This is a genomic window from Mailhella sp. (assembly GCF_057866825.1).
This window is the reverse complement of sequence record NZ_DBMAHT010000001.1, coordinates 115,918-136,542: the sequence shown is the minus strand read 5'-3', so window position 1 is coordinate 136,542 and position 20,625 is coordinate 115,918. Positions and strand designations below refer to the sequence as shown.

Sequence of the window (20,625 nt, the reverse complement as noted above, 5' to 3'; positions counted from 1 at the left end):
GATATACTATTTTATAATTTAATTACATAAGTAATATCGAATTGTTTTATAAATGTATACTGTTGTATGTTAATATATCATGTAAAAAACAAGGCTATGATACTTCTCATGTCTCGTTCTTGTGCGATATGACAAAGATGAGTATTCAGTCAGAGTCCTTTACCAATCACTCCTCCAATATTTTGATGGCTACGCGTAATCCTTCAGGGGAGAGGTGACTATAGCGTTGAGTCATGACAATACTGGCATGGCCCATGAGTTCTTTGACTTCATAAAGACTTACTCCTCCACCGACAAGCCATGAAGCAAAGGTATGTCTAAGACTATGAAAACATACCCTCAGTCTTGGATCGGATATGTTTTTATTGAACAGTTCATCAGCTATACGTTTGAAGGTATGTGAAGGTTTAGCCATCCTGTTGCCATTTTCATCAGGAAAAATAAGGTTTCCGGTTCTGTTCGCATACCGCTTTGAGAGTACGCTGTAGACGTTCTTTGTCATAAACGCAAATCTGTTGGCCTTGGCTTTGGGATCTCGGATAAACAGCTGGCGTTTCTCAAAGTCGCAATCAGCCCAAGTCAGCGCCGTAATCTCACCAAATCGTAACCCACACTCCATAGACACGATAGCCATGTCATGTATCGTGGGGCTTCGATCTTTCAGTCTGTTCAGCAGTTCATGGGCTTCTTCTTTGCTGAGATACCGTTGCCTTCGATTGTCTCTTTTGGGGAGTATGACTTTTTGAGTGGGAGAAGGAGTACTGACGATTCCTTTATCCATTGCTTTCGTCCATACCTGAGAAATAACGGCCATTGCGTATTTGATGGTCGCCGGTGCTTTTCCCTGTTGAATCATTTTGCATTTTAGACTTTCGAGATCATCCTCCGTGAGTTTGGCAATCGGGATATGGCCAATAGCTGGTTTGATCCAGTTTTTCCAGAGTGCCTTTTCTGATACCATACTGGAGTCGGCTTTATGGAGCTGAGACGGAAGATAGGTATTGGCCCAGAAATCAGAAAAAATAATCTGGTTCCGTTGCTTCTGAAGTTCCTCTTCTTCTTTGGCCTTTCTTTCCGCTTCAGCGATATCCCTTCGTTCCCGTAAGGATCTGGGGCCTTCTCCGAGGCGTTTAGCTTCTTTCAGTCGAGCCAGTTCCACCCGGGCTTTAGCTAGAGTGATTCCTTCCGAGGCCCAACCGAGAGCTTCCTGATACATTTTTCCATCTACGGCAAAACGGAGGACAAAGTAGGCGTCCGGTTTGACCCCATGTTTTCTGGTCGGATGCTTTTTACACCGGATACCTTTTTCGAGTCGTATCCAGGTTTCATCTTTGCTCATGCTTCTAAAACCTCTTGCCCTAATCAAGTTCCCAAGATAGAAGAGTTGTGCCAGTTTTGTGCCAGTTTTTCAAATCCAAGGTAAATTTGTTATGAAAAATCTTATTGTGTAATATGTTGAAATTATATATAAAACAAAATAAGGCGGTATGGAAAAAGAGACGAAAAGAGGGAATGGCATTCAAGAGGCCAAGAGTTCAATTCTCTTCATCTCCACCAGAATTTGAAAAGGCTTTCGGCAAACGTCGAAAGCCTTTTTTCGTTTAATCTTCGTTCGTCTTTTGCGCACAAGATTGCGGGAGCGAGACGGGTATTGCGGCAGACGCATGTTCCGCATAAAAAATAAGGACGCCGGTCGATGATTTCGGAAGCGGAACGGCGCTTTTCGCAAGGCAGGGCTGCCGCGGCGCGTCCGCAGCGTTTGCAGGGGACTTTTCCGGGCCCGTCTCTGCCCGGAGTTCTGAAACTGACGGAAGCCTTTTGCCCCGCGTGAGTTTCTTGGGCGGTTTTCCGACGGCATGAAGCAGAAACGACATTCCCAGCAGGAGGGAACATCATGACGGATGATGCACTGAAGGAACATCTTGTTCGCTACATCGCTTCTCAGGGGCAGGATTTTTCTCTGCCTTCCGGGTTCGTCGTGCCAAGGCGGCTGTCGAGGCCTGCCGTCGTTCTCTGCGAGCATATGTTCGGGCAAGGCCTTCGTGCCGGACAGGAAGGCCTGCTGGACAGACTGAAAAAGGCCATTTCTTCGCCGGACGAAGGATTTTCGGACATGCTTCTGCGCAAGATACGGGAAGCGGGCATGACCAATGCCGAATGCTATCATCGGGCGAAGATTGACAGAAAGCTGTTTTCCAAAATTCTGAGCGACAGACATTACCGTACTGCAAAGAAGACGGTGCTGGCCTTTGCCCTGGCTCTTGAGCTGGATGTGGAGCAGACCCGGGAGCTTCTGGCGCGGGCGGGCTACGCGCTTTCTCCCAACGAAAGGTTTGATCTGGCCGTCGATTTTTTCATCCGCGCCGGTTTGTATGACATCATGAAAATCAACGAGTACCTGAAGGAACTCGACCTTCCGCTGTTCGGTTATGATCCCGACCGTCAATTGTCGCCGGACCGGCGACCTTAATCCGTGCCGTTTCCTCTACAAGGCAGTTAAACAATCAAACGCCTTGAGGAGGTACTATGAACGGCATGACCGAACTTGTCTTCATTCTCGACCGCAGCGGTTCCATGTTCGGGCTGGAGTCCGACACCATCGGCGGATTCAACGCCATGCTGGAAAAGCAGCAGAAGGCGGAGGGAACGGTTCTTCTTTCCACCATTCTTTTCAATCAGGAGAGCGTCGTCCTTCATGACAGGGTGAACGTTCTCGACGTTCCCGCGCTTACCGCAAAGGACTACGAGGTTTCCGGCTGCACGGCGCTTTTCGACGCCGTGGGCGGAGCCGTGCGTCACGTCGGCAAGGTCCATCGCTACATCAGGCCGGAAGATGTGCCCGATCACGTGCTTTTCGTCATCACCACGGACGGCATGGAAAACGCCAGCCGTCGCTATTCCGAGAGCGACGTGAAGCGCATGATTGCCGAGGCCAGGGAGAAGGGTTGGGAATTTCTCTTCCTCGGCGCAAACATCGACGCCGTGGCCACGGCGCGAGGCTTCGGCCTGTCCGAGGAAAACGCCGTGGATTTCGTGAACGACGGCAAAGGCATACATACGGTTTACGAATCCCTTGCCGGTGTCTGTTCGTCGTTCGCCGCTAGGGGCGTCATCGACGGCGACTGGAAGCGGAACATTCAGAAGGACCATGCGCAGCGCTCCCGCACGCGTGAAGGCGTCTCGTCCGATCCTCTGCTCGACGCTCTTTTCCGCACGGTTTACGGCAGATTCGGAAAGCGTTTCTGAGCGCGGCCCCCGTTTCATCATTTTTTCTGTCATGGAGAACGAAACATGGACATGGATACCTTGTTGAACGAGAACGGCATGACCGACGACGGATGCTTTCACATGCTGGTGACTGGGCGTACCGGCAGCGGCAAGTCAAGTCTCATCAATGCGCTGACCGGGCGGAAGCTCTGCCGTGTCGGATGCGGGGGGCCTGTCACACAGGACATCCGCGACTATGTCTGGGACGTCGTCCGGGAGGACGCCGGCGGACGGGAGACCATAAGAACCGTCATCACCGACGTGCCCGGCTTCGGTGAGGACGGCAGACATGAGAAGCGTCAGGCCGCCATGCTGGACAGACTTTCCTCGACGCATCTCATTCTGCTCGTGGTGGGAGCCCCCGACAGGGCCTGGGAGCTGGAGCGCGGGTTCATTCAGGAAGTGCTTGCGCGCGATCCTGATTTTCCCATCCTCGTGGTGGCCAACAAGATTGACCTCATGGCTCCGGTGCGGCAGTGGAATCCCCGCAGCATGGACCTGGAACATCCCTCCAGCGAGAAGGAAAGGAACATTGCCGCATGGATCGAAGCGCTGCGTCGCTCATGCAGCATTCGTGCCCGCAGGCTGTTTCCGGTGTGCTCGGGGGAAGGCTTTGAGGATGCGGAGAGCCGTTACGGGCTTGAGGCTCTGAAGCAGGGCATGGTGGATGCCGTGCCGGACGCCCGGAAGGCCATGCTTGCGCGCATCATGAACGTGAAGTTGGACAAGAATTCCACGGCCGACGGCATCATCTGGGGCGCGGCGGTGTCCGCTTCCGTGGCGGCCGCCACGCCGATTCCCATAGCCGACGTGGCGGCCATCACCACCATACAGGCGGGCATGATCGTTGCGCTGGCGCATACCTACAACTGCACCATGACGCTGGGAACGGCCGCCGGCCTGGTGGGAACGGCAGGCTGCGCCGTGGGAGGCCGCATGCTTTTTCAGGCGATTGTCAAATTCATTCCCGGCCTGGGCACCGTGGGCGGCGCCGTCCTCGGCGCGGCCGTGGCCGGTCCCACGACGCTCGCGCTCGGCTATTCCTTCCGGGACTTTTTTGCCGAGGGCAATTTCCGGCCTACCAGGAAGGAAATTCAGCAGCGCATGGAGAAGAACAGAAAGAAGGCCGAGGCGCAGGCCTCCGCCCTGAACATGGCCGCAAGCAGACGCTCCGGCCGGGGAGAGAACGCATGAACGCACAGCAGATTGCCGACATCATTCTTGAGGCGAAGTCGAAGTTCGACAGTTGCGACGAGGTGCCCACGATTGTTCTTGCGGGACGGACCGGCAGCGGCAAGTCCAGCCTGATGAACGCGATGGCCGGGCGCTTCGTCAGCGAGACCGGGGTGATTCCTACGACGCAGACGCCGGTGGAGCATGAGCTTACGGAAGGCGGGCTGCCGCTTCGCGTCGTGGACCTGCCCGGAGTAGGCGAGGCGGGAAGACATGTGCAGAGACTGGAGCACATGCTCGAATCTCTTGTTCGGGCGCACATTCTGCTTGTGACTGTGCCCTGTGCATCGCGGGATCTTGCGTATGAACGGGAGCTTGTCGGCGCCGTGCAGATGCATTTCGGAACGGCTCTTCCGCTGCCCTGCATCGTGGCGTGCACGAAGATAGACGCCGCAGCTCCCGTCAGAGACTGGAATCCCGTCGCGCTGAACCTCGCGTCTCCGGCTTCGGAGAAGGAAAGAAACATCGTCGCCTGGCTGGACTATGTGGAAAGGACGATGGGGCCGCATATCCGTCAGCCGTTCGGGGGAGCAACGCCGTTTCTGCCCTGCTGCGCGGGGGAGAGCTGGGAAAGAGCGGAAGAGAGATACGGCATTGAGGCGCTGCGGTACAGGATCTATGAAAGCCTGCCCGACGCCGCGCGCACGTATTTCGCCAGGCTTGACGGCGCACTTTGCGACAGGCGTGCGGCGGACATCATTTTTGAACACTCCGTCAGTGCGGCGATGGCCGGGCTGAATCCCCTGCCCGGCATACCCGACGCCCTGTTCATTGTTCCCATACAGATCGGGATGCTCGTCAGGCTGAGCAGGCTGTACGCCAGGCCGTTCACCTGGGATGTGGCCGTCAGGCTCCTCGGGCCTCTGCTGGCGCGTTCGGCAGGCAGAATGCTGGCCTCGCAGCTGTGCAAGTTCGTGCCCGTGGCGGGCTCCCTGGCGGGGGCTGCCGTGGCCGGGGCTCTTACCTATTGTCTCGGCATGGCGTTTCATGCGCTGATGCATGGCGGCTCATGGACGGTAGATGCCGACGTGCTGCTGCGTGAGGTGGAAAAGGTATGGAACGGCATGGACATCGGCGTCTTTCTGAAGGAACTGAAGCGAAGAACGGGCATCACGTTTCCTTCCTGGAAGGGATAGACGCAGAAAACGAAGGGCGGAACCTTCCTTTGCAGAAGGCTCCGCCCTCGCGGATTTTTCCCGGGCTGGTTCAGCACCGTTGCAGGGCTGCTTTTGCGCGGACGGCACAACAGCCATGTCCGCACGGGCCGGGGCTTACTTCAGCGGCATGTTCTCGCGTTCCGTCTTCCACGGATCGGAGACTTCCTTGCTTTCCACGTCGAAGCGCATGGTCATGCGGCGGTCGAGATCGAAAGGCGTCCAGCCGGGCTTGCCCGTGGAGGCAAAGCTCACCCAGGCGCGATGCATGGCGTTCGCCAGCGCATCCGGCGGATTGTCGCCGAGGGTGTTCTTCACACGCTGCGAGTCCTTGTGCAGCGTCTTGAACACGAAGGGCAGATCCACGCTGTGGGCCGCGCCGAGTCTGCCGTTGTAGCAGGGGCTCCTCCAGGCGAAGGAATAGGCCCAGGCCTTGCCGCCGGCCTTCTTCTGGCTTTCCAGCACCTTGTTGGCCGGCATTCTGAAGATGAGGTCGGACTGGAGCGCCGTGAACAGATCGCCGGTGCTGTCGCCGCGACCGGCCTTGCGGTAGCGTTCCACGATGTCGGCGGGAAATCCCGTGGTGTACACGAAGTTCTTGAGCGCGTCTTCGCCTATCTTGTCAATGGCTCCGCTCGGCACGGTGTAGTAGCGCCATTCCTGTTCGGCGGAGCCGACCATGATGTCCAGATCCTTGGCGGCGCCGTCGGCAATGGCGTCCACGGGGCGCTTCATGAGGATGTCGCCGTCAACGTAGGGCTTGAACACGGAAACGTTGCCCTGCAGCATGCGGCCCCATTCGGGATCCTTGGCCTTGGCGGAAGCGAACGCGGAGAAGGTGAGCAGCTTTTCCGGCGAAAGAGCGGCCACGGCTTCGCGGCTGTCTTCAATGCCGTAGAAGGCCAGCAGATCGGCGGCGGCAATGGAAGCCTGCTCGCTGGTGTACTGCGAAATGGCCGAGGGGCTCTGAAGAATGGCGCGCTGGAAAAGGCCCTTCGCCTTGCCGGAGGAAATGAGGGAGGTGATGTGCGTGGCGCCCGCGGACTGACCGAATACCGTGACCTTGTCGGGATCGCCGCCGAAGGCGGCAATGTTGTCCTGCACCCAGCGCAGGGCAAACAGCATGTCGCGCAGGCCGAGGTTGGAGGGCACTCCCTTGATTTTAAGGAAACCGTCCACGTTTACGCGGTAGTTGATGGTGACGAGCACCACGCCGTCCTGCGCAAAGGCCGTGCCGTCGAAGCGCACGTCGTTGTTGTCGCAGCGGATGCTGCCGCCGCCGGGAATATAGACCATGACGGGGCATTTGGTCTTGCCGGGAGCGGGGGTCCAGATATTCAGGCGCAGGCAGTCGCCGCCGCCCAGAACCTTGCCCTTGCCGCCGGGCTGGAGCGGAATGTCGCCGGGCTTGACGGCATCGACGACGCCGTTCCAGGCCGGAACGAATTCAGGCAGGGCCAGGCGGTATTTTCCTTCATAGGGGGGCATGCCGCAGGGCACGCCTCTGAACACATGCACGCCGTCCATGACAAGACCGCGCACGCTGCCTTTGGCCGTTTTGACCACGGGGCCTTCGGTGGCAAAGGCATGGAAGGGCACGGCGCCCGCAAGAAATGCGGCCGCGCTTCCATACAAAAACTGACGTCTGTTCATGTGAAGCTCCTGATATATTCGGTGATGGAAAGGGCGAACATCCGTCCAGGAGAGTGAGGATGATTCGGCTTTCAGGAAAATAAAAAGACGGCAAAAAATAAAGCTCAAAATTTCACATTGTTGTTCTAAGAAAGGCAACAACTTGAAAAAAATATTGATGTTGTGCGCGAAAAAGTCGACCGCGCGGGGAAAGAAGCGCCTGCGAAGCGGCGACCGCACGAGCCGCCCGGGCAGGCGAAGAAGGGGGAACATTGCCGGAATTTCGGCTTGCGGCGGGTGTTTTGGGGCATCGCGTTCCGCGGGGCTTCGGCAGCGCTCCGCGGCGGCGTTTATTTTTTTCGAGGCTGAGGGCAATAAAAAAGCGGGAGACGGCAATGCCGTCTCCCGCCGGAGCTTTTGGGAACAATCCGACTACATGTCGGGAGTAATGACCTCAAGGCCGCCCATGTAGGGACGCAGCACGGTGGGGATGACGATGGAGCCGTCTTCCTGCTGGTTGTTCTCGATGATGGCCACGAGCGAGCGGCCGGTGGGCAGACCGGAGCCGTTCAGAGTATGCACGAATTCGGGCTTGCCGCCGCCCTTGGGACGGAAGCGGATGTTGGCGCGGCGGGCCTGGAAGTCCACGCAGTTGGAGCAGGACGAGATTTCGCGGTAGGTGTTCTGGCCGGGCAGCCAGACTTCCACGTCGTAGGTCTTGGCGGAACCGAAGCCCATGTCGCCGGTGCACAGGGTGATGGTGCGATAGGGAAGTTCCAGCTTTTCGAGCAGGATTTCGGCGCAGCGGCGCATGTTTTCCAGTTCTTCCCAGGACTTGTCGGGATGAGCGAAGCGCACCATTTCCACCTTGATGAACTGATGCTGACGGATGAGACCGCGCACGTCCTTGCCCGCGGAGCCGGCTTCGGAACGGAAGCAGGGGGTGCCGGCGGTGTAGCGCAGGGGCAGCTGATCCTCTTCGAGAATTTCGCCGGCGTGCAGGTTGGTGACGGGCACTTCGGCGGTGGGAATGAGGTAGTAGTCCCAGGCGGGCATTTTGAAGAGATCTTCCTCGAACTTGGGCAGCTGGCCGGTGCCCTGCATGGTGGCGGCGTTGACCATGAAGGGAGGCAGAATTTCGGTGGCGCCGAATTCGGTGGTCTGGGTGTCGAGGTAGAAGTTCATGAGGGCGCGTTCCATTCTGGCGAACACGCCGTGCGACACGCAGAAGCGCGAACCGGCGAGCTTGGCGCCGCGTTCAAAGTCGAGACCGCGGCAGGCCGCGCCCACTTCAAAGTGCTGCTTCGGCGGGAAGGTGAACTCGCGGGGCGTGCCCCAGCGGTGCAGTTCCGGATTGTCGTTCTCGTCGAGGCCGACCGGCACGGAGGCGTCGGGAATGTTCGGCACGCGGAGCATCCACTGATAGACCTTGTCCTTGATCTCGGAAGCTTCGGCGTCGAGTTCCTTGATGCGGTCGGAGAGCTTGCCGAGATCGGCCAGAAGTTCGGAAGCGTCTTCGCCGGCGCGCTTTTTGCGGGCCACTTCGGCCGAGTCGGCATTGCGCTTGCTCTTGAGCGTTTCCACTTCGGTGAGCACGGCGCGGCGACGTTCGTCCATGGCGAGGAAGTCGTCGACGGAAATGTTGGAATGGCGGTCGGCCAGGGCCTTGGCCACCACTTCGGGATGTTTCTGAAGAAGTTTGAGATCAAGCATGGCTGATTTCCTCGAATCTGCGTGATATGCGGTAGGGCGTCATGCCCGGGCATTTGAAAGGAACGAATAGTCTAGCCCGACAGCGGCGGAGCGTCAATCGTGAGCGCAAGAGGCGGCAAGGCCCGGCGGACGCGTCCGTCGGGCCTTTTGTCCTGCATGGATTCGAGGATTTACATGATGCCTACGAAGTTCCACCACGGAATGGCCACCAGGGCGAGCAGCACGCCGCAGATCAGGGTTCGCGCGGCGAGCGCGGGAATGACGTGGGAGAGCGTGACGCGTCCGGTGATGAAGATATAGAGGAAGTACACGGCCTCGTAGGGCAGAATGTACTGATCCACGCCGTACTGGAAGGCGTAGAAGAGCGGCAGCGGATTCATGTTGAGGGCCTGGCCGAGTTCGCCGATGGCGGGGGTGAAGGCGGCGGTGGCGGCAAGGGGCGTGAGCAGGAAGTTGACGACCACGCCGGAGACGTAGGCGATGATGACCGACATGCTTTCGCCCCAGCCCTGGAGCACGGGCAGAATCTGCTGCACGGCCCAGGCGTTGAAGCCCACGGCTCCGCCCACGAAGCCGATGGACATGCAGCCGGTGATGAAGATGAGGAACATGATTTCCAGCTTGCCGATGCTCTCATTGGGCAGAATGTTGATGCCGGGCATGTAGCAGATCATGGCCAGCACGGCGAACACGAACACGGGGTCCACGCCGGTCCAGGGCTGAATCATGAAGGCGAGCACCATGCCGAGCACCAGCACGAGAAGGATTTTTTCCTTGGCGCTGATGGGGCCGAGTTCTCTGCTGCAGTTTTCAATGAAGACTCGGGCGTTTTCCATGGAGGTGAGCTGTTCCTTGCCCTTCACCAGCCAGACGACGCCCATGGACGCCATGGTGTAGATGACGGAGAACAGGGAGCCGTGCCAGGCGTACTGCCAGAAGTCCACGGTGGTGCCGTCCTTGAAGAGCATGGTGAAGGCCCAGATGAAGCTTTCGGAGGTGTGCAGGAACAGAAACTGCGGCGCGGCCGCGGCCATGAAGGCCATGAGAATGATGGCCGAGGACATGCGCGACTTGTGATCGAGCTTCAGGGTGTCCACGATGCCGGAGGCGATGGCGCAGAGCACGACCATGCGGGCCAGAATGGAAGGCAGCACCAGGGCCAGCGCCAGGCCGCCGATGAAGAAGCCCCACACAAGGCCCATGAAGCTGCCGCCCGCGAGGGAGAGGCAGCTCAGCGCAAGGCGTCTGGCAAGTCCTGTTTTGTCCATGGCCTCGCCGATGACCACGGCGGCAAAGGAAATCCAGGGCAGCACCGTGGCCCACGGGCCGAAAATGACTTCCATGGGAGCCACGTTGCCGAGCACGTAGCCGAAGGTGAGCAGCGCGGCCACGCCGATGGCCGGAAACACGTTGAAGGCCCAGGCCAGCACGGCCATGCTGGTCATGGCCATGAAGAGCGGGGCTTTCGGGGAAATGTCGGCGGGCGCGGCGAAATAGACGATGAAGGGCAGAATGAGGGTCAGAGGCCAGCGGAGCATGGGCAGAACTTTCATGGTTCCTCCGGGGTGTGGCGGATGTTCCGGGCTGAGCCGGAAAAAAGTTCACGAAGGGAGAGCGCGTCGGGCCGAGGAGCGTGGACGGGCCGACGCGTTCGGAGCGCGTCGGAGAAGCGGAAGAAAGAAATTCCGTTGAGAAAAGAAACGGCGGACGGCGCGGGCGTTAAACAACGCCATGCCCCGGTTTCCGCAGGGGGAAACCGGGGAGAGGGGGAGGGAAAACTCAGATGAGGCGGTCGCGCCAGGCGGTTTTCACTTCATCGCCTTCCTTCCATACGCGCAGGAACTTGTCGCGCAGGAGCGGGTTGGTGAAGGTGTAGTCGGAGCGGATGTGGCGGCCGCGGCTTTCCTTGCGTTCTCTGGCGGAGATCATGAGGGCCTGACCGAGATCGAGCAGGTTCACCACTTCGGCGGCGCGCATGAGTTCGTGGGCGTCGGTGGCGTACATCTGCGTTTCTATCTTCTTGCGCAGGTCGCCGAGATACTTGATGCCCGCGGTGAGCATGGTGTCGGAGCGCACGCGGTGCGGACCGCAGTCGGCGTATTCGGTCATGATCTGCTGCAGGGCGAAGTTGGCTTCCTGCCACGAAGCGCCCACCTTGCGTTCGTAAATGGCGCTGTAGAACGCCATGCGTTCCTCGGCGTTGTCCGGCGTGCCTTCGGCAAGGGCGAGGGTCTGGTAGTCCGCGGCGTGATGGCCGGCAATCCAGCCGTACACGGCCGCGGCGCCGATGTCGCCGCTGATGTTGCCCATCATGTCGCCGGCGGCGAAGAGTCCGCGCACGTTGCTCTCGCCGTTGATGTCGATTTCTATGCCGTTGGTGACGAGGTTGGCTTCATACTGGCCGAATTCCACGGCGTGCTTTCCGGGGTCGATGCCTTCCTTGTCCATGTAGTCCAGAAGCGCGGTGAGACCTTCGCACTTCATGGCCCAGCGCATGTGTTCGAGATCTTCCTTGCTTGCGCCGGAGCAGTCCATGTAGGCGGGACCGCGGCCGCTCAGCTTGAGATCGGTGAAGGCCGAAGACCACACGTCGCTCGTCATGTCGCCCGTTTCCACGTTGGGCTTCGTGATGAACGGGCCGATGGGACGCCCGTCGGGGTAGCGGTACACGCCTATCCAGGTGGCCTTGCCGCAGCGGGCGAGGAAGCGGGGCCCGGCGTGGCGGTAGGTCTTTTCCATGTTCACGAGATAGGTGCCGATGCGCCAGGCCTGCGCAATGGAGTCGCCGGTGCCGGAGGGGCACATGTTGGTGTTGAACATCTGGCTCGGCGTGGGATCGGTGGTGAACAGGCGGCTCACGTAGCCGGTGGCGGCCACCACGGCCTTGGACTTCACCATGATGAAGGAAGGTTCGTCGCCGGACACGTCGAGGGCCAGCACGCCGGTCACGCCGTCGGCGTTGCGGAACATTTCCAGCACGGGCGCGTGATTGAGAATCTTCACACCGCGTTTTTTCGCCTGTTCGGTGAGCACCTTTTTCTGATTGTGGCCGTCGTACTTGAGGAAGATGCGCGGACGGCCGGGATAGGCGTGTCCTTCAAAGTGATAGTCGCCCGTGGGCTTCATGTTGATGCCCCAGTCGTTCCACATGTTCACGATTTTGGGGCTGGTTTCCAGAAAGCGCATGACGAGCGGCGTGTCGTTGCTGGTGGCGTTCTGGCTGTCCATGAATTCGTTGTACACCACGCTGATGTCGCCGTGCTTTTCGGGAATCCAGCACAGGAAATGATCGTTGCCCGTGGCGCCTGCACCGCTGCGCTTCGTGTTGGCCTTGTCCAGAAGAACGACGCTTGCGCCCTTGTCCGCCGCCGCAATGGCGGCCATAAGACCTGCTATGCCGCCGCCGATGACGGCGACATCGGCTTCATGCTGTTCTTTGAGAGGAATCATGGAGTACCTCCGAGTGTGTTGAGGGGAGAGGGGTGGTCCCGGAAGGGGACGAAGTCGCCGCAAAAGCGCGTTTTTCAGCGCACGGGCAGGTCTTTGGGCTTCAGGGTGTCGGCGTCCACGTACAGGAGCATGTGCGTGAGCGGCAGACGCAGTTCAATGGCGTGGGCCCGGCAGTCCAGCACGCAGGCGTTGCAGTGCCAGCACTCGTAGGGATGTTTGACCTCGGGCGTCTTGCTTGTGGATCTGTTGAAGCTGAACACCTGGAGGGGGCACACGTCGGCGCATACGCCGCAGCCAATGCATTTTTCTTTGTCGATTACCGGGGGCATATTCCTTCTCCTTCGCAAAAATGGAATTCGCGTGGTGGGCGCTGTTCATCGTTGACGCGTACAGGTTTTCACAAGCGGGGAAGAGAAAATATCGCGCACGCGACATTTTGAGGATTTTTCGGGAGAAAAGATAAAAGAGAAAGGAATACCAGCAGGATAGCGAATAAAAAAATTAATGTTTTCCTGCGGAAATAAGATGAGAAGGTGAACTTGCGGCGTATCGCGCCGGGAGGCAGGGGGAGCTGCAAGGCCAATCGGGACGGAAAGGAGTGGCGGCGTTGGGAGTTTGCAGCGCGGAATTTCAGAGAAAGGAGCGTGCGGCAGTCCGAAGTTTTAAAGGAATTATTTCACAAATAAAATTAAATCAGGAAGAGGTGCAGGACGTTCCGGCTTTTTGCAGGGACAGCATGCGCTCCCGGCTGCTCCCGGGCTGTTTTAGGTGTTTCCAGGCGGTGAACAGGGGGGGGGCAAGATGGGGCGGGGCGTGCGCTCAGGCGGTCGTTCATCCGGGCGTTGAGCGGACGTTGAGCCGGGGACGCCGTGCCGGGGGCGGCTGCCGAGCCGGACGTGGAACCGGGTTTTTCGGGAGCTGCAACGGAGAGGCGGTTCTTCCCGGTCGTAGCCCGGAGCCGGTTGTTCCCGTTCGCAGCGCCGAAGAGGCGATTGTTTCCGGCGCTGCGCTGGCGGAGGGCGCGTCTGCTGCACGGAAGAAACCTGCGGGAAATGTGCCGTCGGACGCCGGAGGGAGCGGTGGCGCTGAACCGGGAATTGCGAAAGTCTTTTTCGTCGGGCTGCGGGCCAGAGGGCGGTCGTTGAGCCGGGGCTGCATGGAACATGTGTGGTTGAACGGAGCGGGCGGGCCGGAGGCCTGCAAAAGCGTCCCGGAGCGCGTAAGGGGGCAGGCTCGGAGTTTCTTGCGGACGAGGGGCCCTGCGTTTTCTGCGGAGGTTGCGACCTCCTCCCGGCTTCTGCTCTTTCGGTGCGGCGGGGGCGGCAGTCTCCACGCATCCTGATAGTGGCGGCATCGGCTCTTTCAGCGCGGCGGGGCGCAGCAGGCGGATCTTCGCGCGAGAAAAACGGATGTGCGACTTTTTTTTGGGGGAAAAAGTTGCTCGGCTACATGCCCGCAAGAGCGCGCAGTCTGTCCGGGTCGAGAATGTGGACCCGCCCCCGGCGGAAGCATTCAATGACGCCGTTTTTCTTCAGATACTGGATGGCCCGGCACAATGTGGCGCGATGCACGCCCAGCATGGCGGCGCAGCGCTCCTGCGTGATGCCGAGGGGAAATTCCGCGTCGCCGTGCCGCGTGGCGAGCGAGATCAGATAGCGGCAGAAGCGGATGACGAAGTCATCCATGAGCATGTCGGAAAGAAAGGTGCTGTGGATGAGCGCCACGGTTCCCATCTGCCGCAGGGCGTAGGCGGCGAGGGCAGGGCAGGCGGTCACTCCGGCTTCGTCCTTGAGCACGGTGCCGGGCACGCGCCAGATCACGCTGTTGCGCACGCACTGGTACTGCCCGGAAGCGTCCTTCTGCGTGAGCGCGCAGGCGAGGTTGAAGATGCCGCCGGGCTCGAAGGTCATGAGGGCCCGCTGTCTGCCTTCCAGGGTGTCGAACACGATGCGCACGCTGCCCTTTTCCAGACAGTACATGTCGAGCAGATGCTCGCCGGAAAGATCGATGAACGTACCGGCGCGAAACACGAGGCGCGTGCCTTCGCGGCGGATTTCCTTCCACACGGGGGATTCGACGTCGGTTTCTCCCTGCACCACGGGCACGGCGAAGGGCATGAAGCCGGGCAGGGGCCCGGACGGATGCCGTTCGGAGAAGGAAGTGACGGGCATGAAGGCGCTCCCGGCGGAAAAAGGGACGGATGCAGGCCGGCGCAGATGTCGGCGTTCTTGAGAACAAGCTCTAGCAGGGATGCGGGGAAGAAGGCAAGAGGCGGAAAAAAGCCCCTTTTCGCGGGGGCGAAAAGGGGCTTCGGGGCCGGGCGCGGGCCCGGCCCTGGTCAGACCTGCGGAGGCTGACCGTTAGAAGAGCATCGAGCCCATGATGGTGATGACGGCACTCATCAGTATCCAGGAGAGCAGGATGACGATGGGAGAGGACTTCCAGATGCTCTTGGTGCTGGCCCATTCGTTGCCGTGCAGCAGTGCGGCGCTGGAGCTTGCGGCAGGGGTGAGGAAGGCCAGATGCACGCCCATGACCACCATGATGACCGCCATTTCAGGACCGACACCCTTGTTGCTGCAGTAGCTGAAGATGATGGGCATGAGGGCCACGCCCACGGCGCCGTTGTTAATGAACTGGGTGAGGATGGTGGCCAGAAGACCCATGCACAGGGCGAAGAACAGCGGAGAACCTGCACCGAACAGGGGTTCGAGGATGGACATCAGGAAAGGAGTGATGCCGCTGGCGGGGTTGGCCATGGCGCCGGAGAGGGGCTGGACCATGGCAAGGATGAAGATGATGCCCCAGGCCACGCCGTCATCGACCATGGCCTTGAAGCGGAGCAGCGGCTTGCCGTTGACCTTGATGAAGCACATGAGGCCGACGAGGAACATGCATATGCCGGTGTTGCCGATGCTCTTGAGGAACTTGACGACGGCAAGATTCGCAGGCAGGAAGGCGGGAATGAGCAGCAGGGCGACGAGGGCGAAGAGGAAGCCGAGCACGGACTTCTGCACGCCGGAGAGGGTGAGGCTCTGATCCTTGTCGAGCTTGCTGGCGTCGAGATCGGCGAGCTTGCTCACGTCGGGACGGAAGATGTACTTGCCGATGAGCAGGAAGAGCAGGGAGCAGAGCGCGCAGGCGATGATGGCTATGATCATGTACTTGGCGTAGTCGATGTGCGTGCCGGACATGGTTTCATAGGCGCTCATGACGGTGAGGGCGGCCTGCTTGAAGGGAATGATGGCCATGCCGACCTGAGCGGCGTACACGATGCCGAAGACCATCATGGTAGGATAGCCGTCGCCCTTCTTGTATCCGCACACTTCGCACACGCCGTACAGGATGCTCCAGCCGATGACCGCGGCGGGAGAGGCGCTGGTGAGGCCGCCGAGCAGCATGATGGAGGCGAGGAAGGTGTAGGTGAACAGCCAGGGTTTGCCGGCCACGGCCTTGCGGGTGATGAACCACAGCGAGATGAACTTGGAGAGGCCGTAGTAGTTGATGGTGGCGCAGAACACGAAGATGAAGAACATCATGACGACGATGGGGTCGCCGAAGCTCTTGTTGAGCAGCATGCCGGGCTTCATGCCGCCGATGAGCATGAGCGCGAGCAGACCGGCGATGCTGGGCCAGATGATGTCGATGAAGATCCAGCCGTAGAGCACGCCGAGGAAGATGCCGATGAGGTTCATGCCCAGCGGAGTGAGCGGTTCAATGGGGGACAGCTGCCCGACGCCGAACATGATGACGAGGCAGATGATGGTATGTACGAAGTACATGACGTTCAGTTTCTTGGGAGCAGCGGGAGCAGTTCCGGTGGTAGCAGCCATGATAAGGTTCTCCTGGTGGAAACGGAGTATTAGTGTTCTTCCGAAACGAAGCGGAAATTGTCCTGATAGTACCGCGTGATGGGATGGCGATAGCGTTCGAGGGGAACGCGCTTTCTGCTGAAGGCCATCTTTCCGTCGTCATCGCGCTGAATGAGAATCCAGGCGAGGCCGTCTTCGGCGCGTTGGGGATAGTCTTCGCGGAAATGTCCGGCGCGGGATTCGCGGCGTTCCAGCGAGGCGCGCAGATACAGTTCGCTCACGAGGGCCATGCCGCGCACTTCGCGCAGCTTGAGCAGGTAGTGAGGATCGGCGGCGGCCATGTTCGGCACGTCCTCTTCGCGGATGCGCGTAATTTCGTCGAGCGCGCGCTGCAGGGAGGCTTCGGTCTTCAGGATGGAAACGTCGTAGGGGAACATGGCGGTCTGAATCTTTCTCAGCACGTCATGGGGCGCGAGACCTTCGCGTCCGAGAGGCGCATAGACGGCTTCGGCGAGGGCGTCTATGTCTTCATCCACGGCGTCGTCTTCCACGGGGGCGGCGGATGCGAGGAATTCGGCCGCGCCTTCACCGGCGAGATGACCGGTGACGGACGTGCTCATGAGAGCGAATCCGCCGGCGTACACGCCGGGTTCGGTGCTTCTGGCCGTGCCGGCGGCGAACAGACCTTCAAGGTTGGTGTTGCCCTTGATGCCGGCTTCCATGCCGCCGTAGGAAATGGTCATCTGCGGCAGCCATTCGGTGTTGTCGCGGAACAGATCCATGCCGAGCTTGCAGAGCTTCTCATAGTTCATGAGCTGCCAGCCGTTCTGGGGCTTGAGCAGGATCAGATCGTCGGGATTGATGCGGCTGATGTCGAAATAGATGGGGCCGCGTCCGGCGCGAATCTCCATGGCCATGGCTATGGTGATGAAATGCGGGTCGGTATTCACGCCGAGCACGGGGGAATACTTTTCCATGAAGGGCTCGCCCTTGGCGTTGACGAAGCGCGCGCCCAGGGGAATGAGCTTGGTCTGTCCTTCCCAGCCGAAGTAGCGGGGCATGTTCCACACGCGGCTGAACTCGAAGTCCTTGAGTCTTGCGCCGGCGTTCCACACCATTTCCACGCCTTCGCCGGTGGGGGTGTTCTTGCCGTAGGAGGTTTTCCAGCCGCCCACGCCCGTGGCCGCAATGACGGCCTGCGCGCGGAAGCGGTAGAAGTCGCCGCTTATGGAGTCGAAGCCCACGGCGCCGACCACGCGGCCGTTCTTCTTCAGAAGATCGGTCACCACGATGCGGCCGAGGCTGGTCAGATTGGTCTTGCGGAGCTCTCTCACGAGGCTGCGCACCATGTCTTCGCCGCCGCGGCCCACGAGCTTGGCGGGATACAGCTTGACGTGAGGCAGGCCGCGCTGCGGAATGCTCTTGAGCGTGCCGTCTTCCTTGCGGAAGAATTCACAGCCGTAACGCTGATAGTCTTCGAGGCGTTCATGGGAGCGGCGGAGAATTTCTTCTATCTGCTCCTGATCGCAGAGGCCGTCGAAGTAGTAGATGAAGTCTTCGAGCCAGGCATCGAGGTCGTCGCCGGGCATGACGGCGTCGAAGTCGCCGCCGGCCATGGACATGAGTCCGCCCCATTCCTTGGGGCCCTTGTCCACGATGACGACCTTTTTTTCAGGCATGAGCTCGGTGAAGCGCTTGGCGGCCCACAGGCCCGCGGAGCCTCCGCCGATGATGAGCAGGTCGCTTTCCACGACATGAGTAGTTCTGCTAGGCATGATAGACCTCCTTGTCTCTGAGGTCGTTGCCTTCCACGGCTTCGTACCGGGGACCCGGAAAGACCGGGGGCAGCTTCTCTTTGAACGGATGAACAAAAATGGCTCCGGCGGGGCAAAGTCTTTCACAGACGAAACAGGTCATGCAGTCGTCGGGATACGCGATGAACGCCTTTCCCTGTTCGTTGAGACGAATGGTGTCCAGAGGGCACTTTTGCACGCATACGCCGCAGCCGACACACTTAGCGTCGTCGATATGCTGTATCATTGCCATCGTCCTCGCCAGACGTCCGCCCCCCGGCGGCGCGCCTGGAAAGTTCACGGTGAAAAAGAGAACATCCGGAAATTCCGTCATATTCCAGATGAAAAACCTTTGGCCTTGCGTCTCCGGGGTCTTCCGTCCCCATGGAAAAGGCATTGCGCCGCCCCGGATGCGCAGAAGATGCACTTAAGTTGATAGAAAAATCACATTTTAACCATCGGAAGTCAAATCGATAATTTTTTATTTTCGTTTGATAAAATCACACATCTTCGCACGGCATTGCACGACGGGAGAAAAATGATGTCGATAATCTCAAAGCATGTTTGCGAGCTAGGAGTTTTATTCAATAAAATAGATAGGATATAATATAGCATCAGCAAGAGTGCCCTGCGGCCGCGCCGGCGTTTCCTTGGCCTGACCAGGGCGTTCAGAGCGGAGAAAAAACGCGCAAGCGAGCGAAAAAAGTTATGAAAAAACGAAGGATTTTCAAAAGATACGGCCGGATTGTTCTCTTTGTAACAAGAATCTGACAAAAAGCGCCCTGTCCGGGGGAGTCGGACAGGGCGCCGTTTGCTTGTTCAGTTCGCCGAGGCTCTTACACCTGCATGCGCAGCGGGAAGCGGAAGCCTATGGCGCCGGTGGGGCAGCTCGTGCGGCAGTTGGCGCAGTGCCAGCATTCGTCGCCGTGAGCCACTTCGGGGCGGTCGAGGCCGTTCTCGAGGTGCTTGAGTTCGAGCACGTAGCCGGGGCAGTCGTCCACGCAGGTGCCGCAGCCCTTGCAGTGGCCGCAGTGCATGCAGCGGGCGGCTTCGAGCTGGGCCTGTTCGGCGGTGTAGCCGGCGTTGTTCTCGGTGAAGTCCATGTGGTTGGTGCAGGCCTGTTTCTGAGGTTCGGTCTTCTCGTACTGGAGAATGCCGTAAATCTCTTCCATGGGCACCACATAGGGTTCCTTGGTTCCGGCGAGATCGTCGCGGGCAACGATGGTGTTGTCGTCGCCGATGGCGTACACGCGGGAATTTTCACCGGTCAGATAGGCATGCACGCCGAAGGCGGCGCGACGGCCGTTGCCGATGGCGGCAGCAATGGAGGCGGGGCCGGAGGCCACGTCGCCGGCGGCAAAGATGCCTTCCACGGAGCTGGCCTGCTTGCCGTCCACCACGATCCAGTTGCGGGGGGTGAGGTTGACGCCGGCTTCAGCCATGAAGTCGAGGTCGGTCTTCATGCCCACGGCGAAGATCACGGTGTCGCAGTCGAGGGTGTGTTCGCCGCCTTCCACGGGAACCAGGGTCAGATGACCCTTTTCGTCGAAGCGGCATTCCTTCACTTCAAAGTAGTCCACACCGGCGGTCTTGCCGTCCTTGGTGCGGATGGCGGACATGGTGCAGGAATTGTGGATCTGGATGCCTTCTTCGGCGGCCTGTTCGAGGTCTTCCGCGGGAGCGCGCATTTCACCGGCCTTTTCGAGGCAGACGACATGCACTTCTTCGGCGCCGAGGCGACGGGCCACGAAGGCCGCGTCGAAGCCGACGCCGCCGCCGCCCATGACGACCACGCGCTTGCCCACTTCGGGACGCAGGCCGAGAGAAGCGGCGCGCAGGAACTCAACGGCCTTCACCGCGGTTTCGGAACCGGGGATGGGCAGGCTGTTTTCCTTGGGGGTGCCGGTGGTCACGATGACGGCGTCATGCGCGGCGCGCACGTCGGCGAAGGAGATGTCGCGGCCGACCATGGTGTTCACGCGGGCGCGCACGCCCACTTCGAGGATCCAGCCGATTTCGCGGTCAACGACGTCGCGGGGCAGACGGAAGTCCGGCACGCCGTAGCGGGTCATGCCGCCGAGCACGGGGTTGGCCTCGTACACGGTGACGTCATGGCCGAGAAGGGCGAGGAAGTACGCGGCGGTAAGGCCGGCGGGGCCGCCGCCGATGATGCCGACGCTCTTGCCCGTGGCGGGACGGCGCTTGAACAGCGCGGAGCCGTAGGGGGCGTAGTCGAACACGGCGCGTTCAAGGGCGCGGGTGTTCACGCAGGCGTCGTAGCCGGCGCGGTTGCAGTTGGACTGGCAGAAGTGCGGGCACACGCGGCCGGTAACGCCGGGGAAGGGGTTTTTGGCGCGCAGGTAGCGCAGGGCTTCACCGAATTCGCCCTTTTCCACAAGCGCCTGCATCTTCTGGATGGAATTGCCCGCGGGGCAGAAATGCTCGCACGGCGAGGTGCGGAACTGCTCCTTGAGGCTGTCGCCCATGACTATGGGCAGGGTGATTTCACGACTATATCTAGGCGGCATGATAATACTCCTTGAGTGACTGATCCGCTCCCGGAGAACCGGG

The 20,625-nt window shown here is 59.8% G+C and carries 15 protein-coding genes; 4 read left to right on the top strand and 11 right to left on the bottom strand.

The window, feature by feature from the left end:
- Positions 1–166 precede the first annotated feature (166 nt).
- Positions 167–1,339 carry a tyrosine-type recombinase/integrase gene (locus tag ACZM96_RS00650; RefSeq protein ID WP_489486682.1) on the bottom strand — a complete coding sequence of 391 codons (1,173 nt, stop codon included), beginning with the start codon at positions 1,337–1,339 and terminating at the stop codon, positions 167–169.
- A gap of 555 nt (positions 1,340–1,894) precedes the next feature.
- Here ACZM96_RS00650 and ACZM96_RS00645 point away from each other — a divergent pair.
- From ACZM96_RS00645 to ACZM96_RS00630, 4 genes are read left to right on the top strand one after another with little or no spacing between them, the layout of a single operon-like run.
- Positions 1,895–2,470 (top strand): hypothetical protein, encoded by a 576-nt coding sequence (locus ACZM96_RS00645; RefSeq protein ID WP_489486681.1) that lies wholly within the window; start codon positions 1,895–1,897, stop codon positions 2,468–2,470.
- A 56-nt stretch (positions 2,471–2,526) separates the two neighbouring features.
- Positions 2,527–3,246: a vWA domain-containing protein gene (locus tag ACZM96_RS00640; protein ID WP_489486680.1), complete on the top strand. Its 720-nt coding sequence runs from the start codon at positions 2,527–2,529 to the stop codon at positions 3,244–3,246.
- A 45-nt stretch (positions 3,247–3,291) separates the two neighbouring features.
- Positions 3,292–4,461 carry a GTPase gene (locus ACZM96_RS00635; RefSeq protein WP_489486679.1) on the top strand — a complete coding sequence of 390 codons (1,170 nt, stop codon included), beginning with the start codon at positions 3,292–3,294 and terminating at the stop codon, positions 4,459–4,461.
- Positions 4,458–5,636 carry a GTPase family protein gene (locus ACZM96_RS00630; RefSeq protein WP_489486678.1) on the top strand — a complete coding sequence of 393 codons (1,179 nt, stop codon included), beginning with the start codon at positions 4,458–4,460 and terminating at the stop codon, positions 5,634–5,636. The genes ACZM96_RS00635 and ACZM96_RS00630 overlap by 4 nt, the downstream gene beginning before the upstream one ends.
- Positions 5,637–5,771: 135 nt before the next feature.
- On the opposite strand, the gene ACZM96_RS00625 is transcribed toward ACZM96_RS00630, so the two are convergent.
- The 10 genes from ACZM96_RS00625 to ACZM96_RS00580 form a co-directional block, all read right to left on the bottom strand.
- Complete coding sequence (locus ACZM96_RS00625; protein ID WP_489486677.1) at positions 5,772–7,307, bottom strand: carboxylesterase/lipase family protein; 1,536 nt, start codon at positions 7,305–7,307, stop codon at positions 5,772–5,774.
- Positions 7,308–7,718: 411 nt separating this feature from the next.
- On the bottom strand, positions 7,719–8,999 hold the full coding sequence (serS, locus tag ACZM96_RS00620; protein ID WP_489486676.1) for a serine--tRNA ligase: 1,281 nt from the start codon (positions 8,997–8,999) through the stop codon (positions 7,719–7,721).
- 170 nt (positions 9,000–9,169) lie between these two features.
- A complete protein-coding gene (locus ACZM96_RS00615) occupies positions 9,170–10,552 on the bottom strand; it encodes an SLC13 family permease (RefSeq protein WP_489486675.1) in 1,383 nt (460 codons plus the stop codon).
- 226 nt (positions 10,553–10,778) lie between these two features.
- Complete coding sequence (locus ACZM96_RS00610; protein ID WP_489486673.1) at positions 10,779–12,449, bottom strand: FAD-dependent oxidoreductase; 1,671 nt, start codon at positions 12,447–12,449, stop codon at positions 10,779–10,781.
- A 74-nt stretch (positions 12,450–12,523) separates the two neighbouring features.
- Positions 12,524–12,778 (bottom strand): 4Fe-4S dicluster domain-containing protein, encoded by a 255-nt coding sequence (locus tag ACZM96_RS00605; RefSeq protein WP_489486672.1) that lies wholly within the window; start codon positions 12,776–12,778, stop codon positions 12,524–12,526.
- Positions 12,779–13,894: 1,116 nt separating this feature from the next.
- Entirely contained in the window at positions 13,895–14,620 is a 726-nt protein-coding gene (locus tag ACZM96_RS00600; RefSeq protein WP_489486671.1) for a Crp/Fnr family transcriptional regulator, read from the bottom strand.
- Between the two features lie 189 nt (positions 14,621–14,809).
- The gene (locus tag ACZM96_RS00595) at positions 14,810–16,282 is read right to left on the bottom strand and encodes an SLC13 family permease (protein ID WP_489486669.1); all 1,473 of its coding nucleotides are present in this window, start codon (positions 16,280–16,282) and stop codon (positions 14,810–14,812) included.
- Positions 16,283–16,311: 29 nt separating this feature from the next.
- Entirely contained in the window at positions 16,312–18,036 is a 1,725-nt protein-coding gene (locus ACZM96_RS00590) for an FAD-binding protein (protein WP_489486668.1), read from the bottom strand.
- A complete protein-coding gene (locus ACZM96_RS00585) occupies positions 18,029–18,301 on the bottom strand; it encodes a 4Fe-4S dicluster domain-containing protein (protein WP_294485667.1) in 273 nt (90 codons plus the stop codon). The genes ACZM96_RS00590 and ACZM96_RS00585 overlap by 8 nt, the downstream gene beginning before the upstream one ends.
- A gap of 589 nt (positions 18,302–18,890) precedes the next feature.
- Complete coding sequence (locus tag ACZM96_RS00580; RefSeq protein ID WP_346665647.1) at positions 18,891–20,582, bottom strand: FAD-dependent oxidoreductase; 1,692 nt, start codon at positions 20,580–20,582, stop codon at positions 18,891–18,893.
- Positions 20,583–20,625 lie beyond the last annotated feature (43 nt).

What these genes read in the sequence shown, in the direction of transcription:
- ACZM96_RS00650 (WP_489486682.1), bottom strand. Translation starts at nt 1,339, where the DNA reads ATGAGCAAAGATGAAACCTGGATACGACTCGAAAAAGGTATCCGGTGT.
- ACZM96_RS00645 (WP_489486681.1), top strand. Translation starts at nt 1,895, where the DNA reads ATGACGGATGATGCACTGAAGGAACATCTTGTTCGCTACATCGCTTCT.
- ACZM96_RS00640 (WP_489486680.1), top strand. Translation starts at nt 2,527, where the DNA reads ATGAACGGCATGACCGAACTTGTCTTCATTCTCGACCGCAGCGGTTCC.
- ACZM96_RS00635 (WP_489486679.1), top strand. Translation starts at nt 3,292, where the DNA reads ATGGACATGGATACCTTGTTGAACGAGAACGGCATGACCGACGACGGA.
- ACZM96_RS00630 (WP_489486678.1), top strand. Translation starts at nt 4,458, where the DNA reads ATGAACGCACAGCAGATTGCCGACATCATTCTTGAGGCGAAGTCGAAG.
- ACZM96_RS00625 (WP_489486677.1), bottom strand. Translation starts at nt 7,307, where the DNA reads ATGAACAGACGTCAGTTTTTGTATGGAAGCGCGGCCGCATTTCTTGCG.
- serS (WP_489486676.1), bottom strand. Translation starts at nt 8,999, where the DNA reads ATGCTTGATCTCAAACTTCTTCAGAAACATCCCGAAGTGGTGGCCAAG.
- ACZM96_RS00615 (WP_489486675.1), bottom strand. Translation starts at nt 10,552, where the DNA reads ATGAAAGTTCTGCCCATGCTCCGCTGGCCTCTGACCCTCATTCTGCCC.
- ACZM96_RS00610 (WP_489486673.1), bottom strand. Translation starts at nt 12,449, where the DNA reads ATGATTCCTCTCAAAGAACAGCATGAAGCCGATGTCGCCGTCATCGGC.
- ACZM96_RS00605 (WP_489486672.1), bottom strand. Translation starts at nt 12,778, where the DNA reads ATGCCCCCGGTAATCGACAAAGAAAAATGCATTGGCTGCGGCGTATGC.
- ACZM96_RS00600 (WP_489486671.1), bottom strand. Translation starts at nt 14,620, where the DNA reads ATGCCCGTCACTTCCTTCTCCGAACGGCATCCGTCCGGGCCCCTGCCC.
- ACZM96_RS00595 (WP_489486669.1), bottom strand. Translation starts at nt 16,282, where the DNA reads ATGGCTGCTACCACCGGAACTGCTCCCGCTGCTCCCAAGAAACTGAAC.
- ACZM96_RS00590 (WP_489486668.1), bottom strand. Translation starts at nt 18,036, where the DNA reads ATGCCTAGCAGAACTACTCATGTCGTGGAAAGCGACCTGCTCATCATC.
- ACZM96_RS00585 (WP_294485667.1), bottom strand. Translation starts at nt 18,301, where the DNA reads ATGATACAGCATATCGACGACGCTAAGTGTGTCGGCTGCGGCGTATGC.
- ACZM96_RS00580 (WP_346665647.1), bottom strand. Translation starts at nt 20,582, where the DNA reads ATGCCGCCTAGATATAGTCGTGAAATCACCCTGCCCATAGTCATGGGC.